The sequence below is a fragment of the Kitasatospora sp. NPDC114501 genome, assembly GCF_055633695.1.
In genome coordinates this window covers 1-9,518 of sequence record NZ_JBVKDS010000005.1, presented here as the reverse complement: position 1 = coordinate 9,518, position 9,518 = coordinate 1, and the positions used below count along the sequence as shown (strand labels likewise).

The 9,518-nt window shown below is 69.5% G+C and carries 6 protein-coding genes; 4 read left to right on the top strand and 2 right to left on the bottom strand.

Annotation, left to right across the window (positions count from 1 at the left end; translation table 11 throughout):
• Positions 1-134 precede the first annotated feature (134 nt).
• Positions 135-629 (bottom strand): hypothetical protein, encoded by a 495-nt coding sequence (locus ACZ7RU_RS11055; protein WP_470340602.1) that lies wholly within the window; start codon positions 627-629, stop codon positions 135-137.
• Positions 630-887: 258 nt separating this feature from the next.
• On the opposite strand from ACZ7RU_RS11055, the gene ACZ7RU_RS11050 reads away from it, so the two are divergent.
• Entirely contained in the window at positions 888-1,859 is a 972-nt protein-coding gene (locus ACZ7RU_RS11050) for a hypothetical protein (RefSeq protein WP_470340601.1), read from the top strand.
• A gap of 50 nt (positions 1,860-1,909) precedes the next feature.
• Here ACZ7RU_RS11050 and ACZ7RU_RS11045 read toward each other — a convergent pair whose 3' ends face one another.
• Positions 1,910-2,689, bottom strand: a complete 780-nt coding sequence (locus ACZ7RU_RS11045) for a hypothetical protein (protein WP_470340600.1) — start codon at positions 2,687-2,689, stop codon at positions 1,910-1,912.
• Positions 2,690-3,099: 410 nt separating this feature from the next.
• Between ACZ7RU_RS11045 and ACZ7RU_RS11040 the strand changes: the two genes are divergently transcribed.
• From ACZ7RU_RS11040 to ACZ7RU_RS11030, 3 genes are all read left to right on the top strand, one after another.
• Positions 3,100-5,889 (top strand): DnaB-like helicase C-terminal domain-containing protein, encoded by a 2,790-nt coding sequence (locus tag ACZ7RU_RS11040; RefSeq protein ID WP_470340599.1) that lies wholly within the window; start codon positions 3,100-3,102, stop codon positions 5,887-5,889.
• Between the two features lie 715 nt (positions 5,890-6,604).
• On the top strand, positions 6,605-7,171 hold the full coding sequence (locus ACZ7RU_RS11035) for an SMI1/KNR4 family protein (protein WP_470340598.1): 567 nt from the start codon (positions 6,605-6,607) through the stop codon (positions 7,169-7,171).
• A 374-nt stretch (positions 7,172-7,545) separates the two neighbouring features.
• Complete coding sequence (locus ACZ7RU_RS11030; protein WP_470340597.1) at positions 7,546-8,871, top strand: AbiJ-related protein; 1,326 nt, start codon at positions 7,546-7,548, stop codon at positions 8,869-8,871.
• Positions 8,872-9,518 lie beyond the last annotated feature (647 nt).

Below are 9,518 nucleotides of genomic sequence, written 5' to 3'. Positions count from 1 at the left end.
CCAGTGATGGCATTCCGGTTGCCCAGCCCGCTGATCTGGATGCTCCGTCGCGGGAGTCTCACTGTGCTTTGACAGTCCGGGAGAGTCGCGGGCAAGGTCGGGCGAGCCAACTGGCGGTCGGGGCGGGTGCGGGCTCAGGCTGCGTCCGGAAGCGAGCTGCGCCGGGTCGGGCCGAAAACGTGGTCGAAGGCGAGGGCACGGTCGGTGGGGACGAGGAGGTAGGGCGCGCCGGAGCCGGCGGTGGTCCGCGGTCCGTGGATGTCCGTGCCGAGGGCGTCGCTGGGGGTGAGGAGGTCGAGGTTGTCGAAGGCGTAGTACAGCGGCAGCCGGGTCCAGGCGACGAGCTGGAGATGGGCGGTGACGGCGGCGTTCTCAATGGCGTGCCGACTGCTGGTCCGGCTGGTCATTCGGCTCTTGCAGTCGATCATGACGACCTGCCTGTCACGGGCCGCGATGAGGTCGGGTGTCCAACGAAGGAAGCTGTCGGTGTTGCGGAGGGCCAGGCGGACGGGTTCGCCCATGACTCCCTGGCCCCAGGGGCTGACATCCCAGCCGCGATGGTTGAGTTCCTCGGTGACGCGTCGCTCGTGGGCGTCACCGATCGCCTTCCTGTCATGAAAGCTCGGCATGCTGGAAGTGTGGCGCGAGCCGACCCTGACGAAACGACAGGTGCTCCCGGCCCGCACGGGTTCGGCCAGGCCCCTTCGTTGTCCGTGGAGGTCCATGGTTGTCCATGGTTGTCCGCCGTGGTTCACGCCGTCCCACTGTGAGCCGCTGGCGGCGGCCCCAACACGACCGGATTCAGTCCATGCCCGGTCGCTTTTCGACGGGCTGATTGTGTAATCAGGGACTGACGGCCTGTCAGGGGAGGGCGCCATGATGGCGGGATGGCCAAGCGATCCAAGACCGACCACGCTGGGGCGACCGCAGAGCTCGCCGAGGCCGGCTGCGAGCCGGTAGACCAGTACCCAGGCGTGACATCGAAACCGTTCAATGTCCGATGCCTCATCGAGGGGTGTTCAGGGGGGGAGACGCCCTTCCCGACCTACCTCAGCCAGGTGCGTGCGTTGCGCGGCGACTCTGCCTGTCAGTACTGCCGGGACCGCCGCAGGGCGAACGAGCGCCGTGCCGACATGATCTCCAGGGGCCTGATCCTTCCGATGGAGATCATTCGCGATGTGAAGCAGCCAGTTCGTGGATGGTGCATGCGCTGCTGGAACGTGGTCGACAAACCGAGGCTAGACAACATCCGCTCCGGCCAGCGCGGATGCGAGTACTGCAGCGGGAAGATGAAGTTCCCGGACGAGAAGGCGCGGAAGCTGGCCCGATCATGGGGCTACGAGCCGGATCCTGCCATCCCCTACGAGAACGACGCCGCCAAGTGGCCCGGCACATGCCTTGCCAAGGGGCACTTCTGTGCGCCCAACCTGAACATGCGATTCCAAAGCGGACCGTGCGCTGCGTGTGCTGAGTACGGATTTAAGCCCGACAGGCCAGCCTTGCTCTACCTGGTGGTCAAGCTCGATCTCGGTGCGGCCAAGATCGGCATATGCGAGGACCACCCGAAGAACAACCGACTGTATGAGCACCGTCGCAACGGCTGGACACTCCGTAAGACCATGGGGTTTCCCGTCGGGCGGGATGCGAACGTGCTGGAGCAAGCCACGGTGAAGTCCTGGCGGGCCCGCGGTTGGATGCCGGTCCTGGACAACGGCCTCGCCTACAACGGATACAAGGAGACGGTCTCGCTCCGGGCCATCTCCGAGGCCGAAATATGGGCTGAGGTCTGCGAGGCGGCTGGTCGGACAGACGCTGAATCCCCGGCCACGCCACCACAGCTGGCACCAGTGGGTATCTGAGCAGCGACAAGTCCGGAAGCGACACCGCTCACGAAGCCCGGGCGGAGCCGTCATTGCGGACTCTCGCCGCAGCCGAGCTCAAAGCCACCTGGGGCCGGGGGCGGAACTGTGGGGGAGCAGCGGACCAACCCATTTGGAAGCAGCTGCCAGCTGTTGAGGAGGCCAGCGGCGCCGACCTCGTCCAGAGCATGCCGGAAGGCCTGCCCGCTCAGTCCGCAGCCACGGGCGGCGGATTCCGGCTCCAGAAGGTGCGACGTGCCGGAGGGCTCCGCCCAGGCCGCGACCGTCAGCGCGGCCAGTCGCACGGAAACCCTGAGCGTCGCTGCTCTGCGGTCGGAGAGAACATGCAGGGCCCACTGGCCGGCTCGTGTGCGGCCGCGGGTGCCAGCGAGTTCGGGGACGAACACGGCCGGGCCGCCGCAGGGCCTGCCGAGGTAGTGCAGCCACCGGGCCTCCTGCAGCTCGGCCAGCGCTCCGGCGGGCGCGTGCAGGCGCAGCGACCTGGTGATTCCGGGCGGTGGGGGTGCGAGGCCGGTGGGCCGTACGCGCAGCGCGCACAGCACGGCGAGCAGCCGTGCCTCGCTGCTCGTCCCGGACGGCAGGGAGGCGCCGGTGTAGGCGAGTGCGGCCCGGGCGGCGAGCCGTTGCTCGGCGGCGGTGCGGGCCTCCCCACCGCGCGGCCGCCTGCGTGCCGGCCCGGGTGCCGGTGCCGCCGTCGTCGGGTGCGTGGGCACGCGCGCGGCGTGCGGGATGGCGCCGGCACAGGTCTCGCACGCGTCGGCCAGGTGCCAGGACCGGCCGTCGGGGCTGCGGAACAGCGCGACATCCACGCACTCGCTCTCGTATGACTACTGGAACCAGTCGCCCCGTTTCGCCTACGGGCCCTCAGTCGGGCAGACCGAGCCGCAGGCTCGTCGACGTCGAAACCCGGCGACTCCGCCCGTCCGCTCCCGACCCGCTGACAGCCGCCGCAAGCTCCCACTCGCGTCCTTGCACGGACCTGTCTGCGTTCCGGCGACGATGTACCATTACATATCTGATCGGCAGACAGCACACCGGAACCACAGACGACCTGCTCGAATCCCGCAGCTCACCGCACACCCTATTTTATGTATCGCACATGCTAGGGTTTGCGTTACATTCTTGGCTGCTGTTCCTGCTGCGCCGTTTGGAGTCCCTGGTGCCTGCCGCGTCCGTTCCGCCGCCCGATCCCATCACCGCCGGTCCGGGAGTGCCAGCCATGTCGCTGGGCGTGCACAAGGCCCGGTCGCTGCTACCCCAGCTCATCCGGGACGCCGAGCAAGGCACCATCACCGAACTCACCCGGGGCGAGGGGGAACGGGCCCTGCTCGTCTCCGCCCACCTGGCCACTACGGCAGGCCTGGCCACGGCCGACTCGCCGGCCTTCGGTATCGCCGAGGCCCGCCCCGTCCTGGGCGACCTGGTCGCCCAGGCCGCCGCCGGTACCCCGCAGGTGCTGCTGCGCCACAAGCGGCCTGTAGCCGTTCTGGCCTGTGCCACCGCCCTCTTCCCGGCCACTGCGACACCGCCACCGTCCAGTGCGTCCGCGGTGCCCCCCACTGCAGCGGTCATCGCACCCGCCCCGCCGATCACCGCTCCCGCCGCCTCACCGGAGGCCGTGGCCGTGCAGACCCCGGCCGCCGGGTCTCGCCCCGCGAGCGCCCCCCTCGCAACGGCCACCGGGCCCGCTGCCGCCTCTCTCGCTCCAGTTGCTGGGCCCGCTGCAGCCACCGAACCCGCCTCGTCCGACGGTCCGTCAGCTGCGGCCGCTGCGCCTGCGTCCGCGCCTGCGTCCGCGCCCGCCGCCATGGTGCCGTCGGCCCCGCGCCGTCGGCTTGCCCCGCTGGGGGCGGCCCTGGACACCCTGCTCCCCGCCACGGCTACGGCCGGGGGCGCCGAGCAGGCTTCGTCGGTGGGTCTGCCGACCGGCATCCCCACCCTGGATACCGCGCTGGGCGGTCTGCAGCCGGGCCGGTTCTACCTGGTCGCCGGTACCCCCGGCGCCGGGGCGAGCCTGCTGGCGATCAGCGCAGCCCGTGCCACCGCGCTCGACCAGCACCGCACCGTCCTGTACGCGGCCTCCGGGCTGACCCGGGCCGACATCGCCGCCCGAGTGATCGCCGCGCACACCCCGGTCGACTACCGCCGCCTGCGCGCCCAGACCCTCGACGACACCGAGCGCCAGGCCGTTGCCCAGACCGCCGAACTCCTCGCCGCGGCCCCGCTGCTGATCGACGACGGTACCGGCCTGGACGCGGAGGCGATCACCACCACCGCCGCGGACGTCCCCGAGCTGGCCCTCGTCGTGGTCGACCGCCTCCAGACCGCCCCCGACCCCCGCCTGCCGCTGTCCGGTGCGCCCGCCCTCGCCGACGCCGGCCAGGCCCTGGCCCACCTCGCCCGCACCCGCCACCTCCCAGTGCTCGCCGCCCTCGACACCGACAACCCCGACCTCATCCACGCCCTGGCCGCCGACGTCACCCTCACCCTCACCCCCGACAGCGCCCCCACCACCTTCGGCACCGGCGGCGGCCGTGTCCGCCTTGCTGTTGCCGAACGCGACCTCGGCCACCTCGCCACCCTCACCCTGGCAGCCGACCCGGCCCACGCCCGCCTCACCGACCCCACCCCCGACCACGAGGCCGCGCCCGGCGCGTCCTCCGCGACCCCGGCCGCTGCGTCCGGCGCTCCCGCCGCGCCCTCTGCCGGCCCCGCCGCGTCCTCCCAGCAGGCCCACCCGGACCCCGCCGCGCCCGCTGTGCCCGCAACCGGACCCGCCCAGGCAACGGAGGTTCCCCAGACACCCGACACGACCACCGAAGGCCTCCCGGAGCCCGCTACGCCGCTTCCTGGCACCACCCTGGCCGCCGAGGCAGCCGAGGGCGCCCACGGCCCGTCCCACGCGCCCGCCGTGCAGAGCCCTGCCGCGGATGTTCCTGCCACCTTCGAGACCGGCAACCAGCCGCTGCGCCCCGCCCGTTCCGGCAGCGCCCGGGCGGCCGCCGCCCGCGGCACCGGCTACTCGGACCGGGACTACAGCTACTACCTCGACATGATCAGCTCGGCGGTCGACCAGGCCCTGGAGGAGCACGGCGGCGACACCGAGGCCGCGATCGCCGCGCTGGAGAACAAGGCCATCCCGAACGGGATGGAACTCTTCGACGCGACCCGCGTCGGCGCCACCTACGAACACACCGTCTATCCCGAGACCCTGGACTTCTTGCGCAAGAAGTCCCGCAACGGCGCCGACGACATCTGGGAGGGCCGCCACAAGTGGGAGAACGTCGTCCTGCTCGACGACCTGCGCAAGGGCCGATTGCTGCCGGTGGCGGTCGATGTCCTGGACACCAACGCCGCCTACTGCACCGCCCTGAAGACCCACCTTCCGATCGGCGCCCTGCAGCACCAGCCCGACGGTGGTTTCGACCCGAAGCGCTCCGGTATCTACCTGCTGCCCAAACGCCCCATCTGGCAGCACCCCCACCTGCCCGACCCGATCGGAAACCGCCGCGAGAGTGGCCCGGTGCTTCTCGACGACGCCACCGTTCGCCTGCTGATCCGCTGCCACAAGCTCGGCCTCGCCGACGCCCCCCACATCACCGAAGCCTGGACCTCCGGCGCCAGCGAAAGCCTGCTGGAGAAGTACCGCCGCGTCCTGACCCTCGCCCGCGAGAACGCCATCACCACCGCCGACACCGTCACCGAGGCCTACGTGAAGGCGATCTACGCCAAGTTCGTCTCCACCATCGGCGAATCCACCCACAACCGCGACCTGCGTCGCCCGGACTGGATGCACATCATCCGCTCCCAGGCATTCGCCAACCTCTGGTACAAGGCCCACCGCGCCCACACCCACGGCCTGACCATCGTCGCCCTGCGCGGCACCGATGAACTCCACACCACCAGCGACAGCACCGACTGGCGCACCGTGTTCACCGAGGGTCGCCTCACCACCCAGATGAAGCTCAAGGACCAGTACACCCTCCCGCGCACCCGAAAGGCCGCCTGAACGTGTCGACCGACGGATGGAAGAACTTCGGCAAGTACGGCGCCCATCTGGACCCCGGCAACGTCCACGGCAAGATCGCCCTCGGCCGCGCCCTCGAAGACGCCCTCGAGCGCATGATCATCGAAGGCGGCATCAAATCCCCGCCCACCACCCGCCGTGGCCTGCTCGCCCGGATGCGCTATCTCACCACCACCACCGGCGGCACCCAGGCCCTCAGCGACGCCGGCATCACCGCCACCCCCCCCGCACCATCCGAGCCTGGACCCACGGCACCCAGCGCCCCCGCCCCCACAATCTCGAAGCCATCGACACCGCCTACTGGAACCTGCGCGCCCACAACGTCCTCACCAATCCCGGCGGCTTCAAGCAGCACCTCAACAACGCCGGCCGCGGCACCCGAGTTGAGATCCACCCCGTCAACCAGGACTTCGTCGACCAGCCCCGCCGCCGCGACAACCTCCGCCTGCGCACCATCCAGGTCCGCTACGTCTGGGACGAGGCCGTCGACGCCATGGTCGACGGCGACGAGACGAAGCTGGAGGAGATCTGGGACGACGTCATTGCCGACCTCGACTCAGACTGGGGCGCCTACACCTACGTCTCCCACATCGGCCTCGGCGCCTGAACACCACCACCTCAAGCACTGATGACAATCCCCGAACGGTCACCTCCACTACGGAGCCCCAGGTATCCACCCCACTTACAGTTCCGCCCCGTGACCGATGCCCTCCGTCGCACCGCTGCAGACAACGACGCACTCCTGGAACGGCTGCACAACCTCGCGTGGGGCACCGGAACCACAGGCGATCCCCACGGCTGTCTCCCGGACCAGCCGTTTCCCCCGCTCACGAACGCCGAGGTCGAGCAAGTGGAGCGGCAGCTCGGTCACGAGCTGCCGCCACTGCTCCGACGCATCTACACCGAGATCGGCGACGGGGGATTCGGCCCGGAAGGCGGCCTCGCCTCGCTGACACCGCGCCACATCCCTTACCGGCACAGACCGGACTGGCCCTGCGCAACCTCCCTCCACACGCGAGGGCCAAAGTACGGGCGGCCGCCGTCATGGCTCTTCCTGACAGGCGGCGGCTGCAGCATGCAGTGGCACGTCTCGCTGATCGCGATCGACAACCCCGTCCTGCTCTGGGACGCCGACGGCTGGGAACCCGACTGGGGCGAAAACCCCCACGACGGCCTGTGCTACGCCGCACCGTCACTGCGCCAATGGCTGTGGACCTGGGCGGACGGAGGCAACGTGTGGGACGAAGCACTCAAGATCATTTAGGTGCTGCGACCCCGAGCGCCTTGACGATCTTCCCACCAAGCACCGCACGTCCCAGCCGGACAGACGGGCCCATCCGGCGCCAACGCCCCACCTCGTCCCACCCTGCCGCTGCGCCCCACACCCCGCTGCACCGCCCCTTTCCGGCAAGGCCAGAACGCCGCCCTCCGCGTACCCCCGCTGCGCCGACCTGCCCCGGCCGGTGCAACGGCGCTCCGGTGTAGCACCCCGGAGCCTGCCGGGACGGCGGCTGCGCCGCTTCTGGGACAGCTGTCCGAGCGGTCTGCCACACTCGTCCCGTGGCGGTGGATCCGACGAAGCTGCGAGAAGCGGTCAGCACTGTCGTGTGGGGGCTCCATTCCTGTACCCACCGGGAGTTGACCGAGCTGGGGCCCGAGCTCAGGCTACCGATACCCGCGGCAGACACAGGCTCGAAGAGCCAGCGCCTGGAAGCCTGCCTCAAGGCACTCCCGGACGACGGCGGCCTCCTCCAGACCGCGCAGCGCCTCCTCGACTCCCCGCAGGTGTCCGTCCGCGGGAAGGAGCGGTTCGCCCTCGAGGACGCCGTCTGGGACGCCGGAACGGTCATCGAGATCCCGGGCCGGGTGCGGCGCGAGCTGGCCGCCGCTATCAACCTCGACGAACTGCTCTACCGCCAGGACAGGTTCGAGCGCGCACTGGAACGGTTCTGGCACCTGGACGACGACCCGATGGCGCTGTGGACGGGATCGTCGACGACGAGCCTGCGGGCCCGGATCCACCAGCACGTGTTCCGCAACCGAGAGGACTGGTCGGCGGAGGAACTGTTCGAGCAGCTCGGGGTCTTCGAGGCCGGCTCCGCCAGGTTCACCCGCTTCCTCGAAGCCCTGGTCGACCCGGTAACCCTCCCAGACGCTGGCGCCCAAGGCCGCCTCGTCGAGACGGTCAACACGGCGCTGGCACCGATCGCAATCCGCCTCGAGCAGACCGGCGAGCGCGACGGCTACCCACACTTCCAGCTCCTGCGCACCGGCCCCGGCGCCGCCCGCCGGCCGAAGACCTTGATCTTCGCCACCACCGCCAAGCCCGACATCCGCTTCCTGAGCGTCGTCGACAACGATCTCGAAGTCCTGCAGGGGACAGACCAGGTCCTCGTCTACGACCGACTCATCGGCCCGGACGGCATTCGCTGGTGCGACCTGCAGCAGTGGTGGCAGGAGAAAACCGGCACCGACGACACCGAGCAGGCCAAGAAGGACCTCTACAACCGCCTGCTGGCCTCCATGCCCAGCGAGGACGTCTCTCCCCAGCGCGACCTCTACCGGCTCTATCACCGCATCTACGGCGCCCGCGCCTCGACCCTGCCCGTCCTGCTCCCCGAGGTCTGGCTGCACTGGGACCACAAGACCGTCCAACAGCGCGGCGTCGAAGCCCTGCTGAACCACCGTATGGACTTCCTCATGCTCCTACCGGGCGGCCACCGCGCCGTCCTGGAAGTCGACGGTCGCCACCACTACGCGACCGCCAAGGCGTACGAGGACACTGTCCGCGGCGACCGCGACCTCAAGCTCCGCGGCTACGAGGTCTACCGATTCAGTTCCACCGAACTCAGCAACCGACACCACGCTGGCCTCCTCCTCGAGCAGTTCTTCACCACCCTCTTCACCCACCACAACCTCACCATCCCGCCGGCGGAGCCCCACCACACGACCCCCAACACCTGACGCCCGAACCCGGCCGGGAACCTAGGCCAGGCGCACCCACTGGCTGGGCCCGCGTCAGCCCTCAACACCAAGCAACTGCCCACGAGTTCATCGCGGCCCTGCTGCGCCCCGTTGCCGACAACCGGCCGCGGCGAAGAACAGCCGTGTGCGATACAGAACCCGCCCGGTCGATCAATTCTGTATCGCCGACACCTTGTCTCAGTGGCATTACACATGAGGACCCGCAAGCCGTCGACATCCCGTTACATAACATCGGCCGACCAACTCTCATTCTCTAGTTGCCAAGTAGAGTGGTCTAAACCAAAGGGAAAGGTTTAGACCTGACTTCAGCCTAACGGAGGGTCACGAAAACCTCTGCAGTGGAGGAAACGCCATCGCCTGGCTGCCTCTCACAGACCGCTCGTTCCGCCGGAGGCGGAACGAGTCCGGCGGGCGCTGAGAACGCTAGAATGAGGCCGCACAGCAGCCACGGAACACCCGTCCGAAGCTGATCCCCATGAAACTAGCAGGTCAGAGCCAAGCTCTGAGCGAACCATCCGCTGAGGAACCTGGTTCGCATTACAGAGATCGGAATCGGGCCGGCGGTGACCGCCACCACCCACTGCATCGAGCCGTCCGACCCCACGCCGCTCCAGCCAGTTGGCGTC